The organism is Cognatundibacterium rugosum (genome assembly GCF_014284365.1).
Lineage (GTDB): Bacteria > Pseudomonadota > Gammaproteobacteria > Burkholderiales > Burkholderiaceae_D > Undibacterium > Undibacterium rugosum.
Map to the genome: position 1 here is coordinate 1 of NZ_JACOGG010000052.1, position 796 is coordinate 796.

Annotated in this window: 1 protein-coding gene; it reads left to right on the forward strand. The window is 51.6% G+C overall.

Annotated elements, in window-relative coordinates:
- Window positions 1-93 precede the first annotated feature (93 nt).
- A protein-coding gene (locus H8K47_RS17990; RefSeq protein ID WP_186882724.1) for an IS5 family transposase occupies window positions 94-796 on the forward strand; the annotation gives its coding sequence in 2 pieces (ribosomal slippage) (window positions 94-322 and window positions 322-796; 704 coding nt annotated over the 2 pieces). This gene is flagged as partial in the annotation.

Genomic DNA, 796 nt, shown 5'->3' on the forward strand with positions numbered 1-796 from the left:
CTAGGGCATGTCCTCATTTCATAGAATCAGCCAGCAAGTAGACATTTTTGCTGATTTGCAGGATTCTTCCATCCTGGATAAAAGGGAGATGGAATGGTTCGGCGCGTATTAAACGATGATATCTGGCAGCAATTGAAGACAACCATGCGCGCCAAGGGATGTCACCAATGGGCGAACGACAGAGAAGTGATGGAAGCGATTTTGTGGAAGTTACGCACAGGAGCACCATGGCGGGATGTTCCCGAAGAATTCTGTCCGTGGAAGACGGCGTATAACCGCTTTAACCGGTGGGCATGCAAGGGGTTGTGGGCGGAATTTTTTTTGAATTACGAGGCGACATTGATACGGAATGGCTATTTGCCGACGGAAGTTACGTCAGAGCTCACCAGCATGCGAGTGGAGCTCGGGCTGGAGAAGAGCGAGCCATTGGCAGATCGCGGGGAGGAGCCACCACCAAGATTCACATGGCAGCCGACGCGCATGGAAATCCGGTGGATTTTGAAATCACTGGGGGTGAAGTCCACGATGCCAAAGCTGCACCGAAGCTGATCGGCAAGCTAAAAGCAGCGCAACATATCATTGCAGACAAGGGCTATGATGCCGAGGTGATTCGTGACCACATCAGGCAGGCGGGAGCGATTCCGGTCATTCCGAGAAAATCCAACAGTCGTAAAGCGAACCCGGAATTCGATGCGCATATATACAAGCAACGCCATTTGGTGGAGAACCTGTTTGCCAGACTGAAGCATTTCCGCAGCATTGCGACCCGCTTTGAGAAACTGGCGCGGAATTTCAA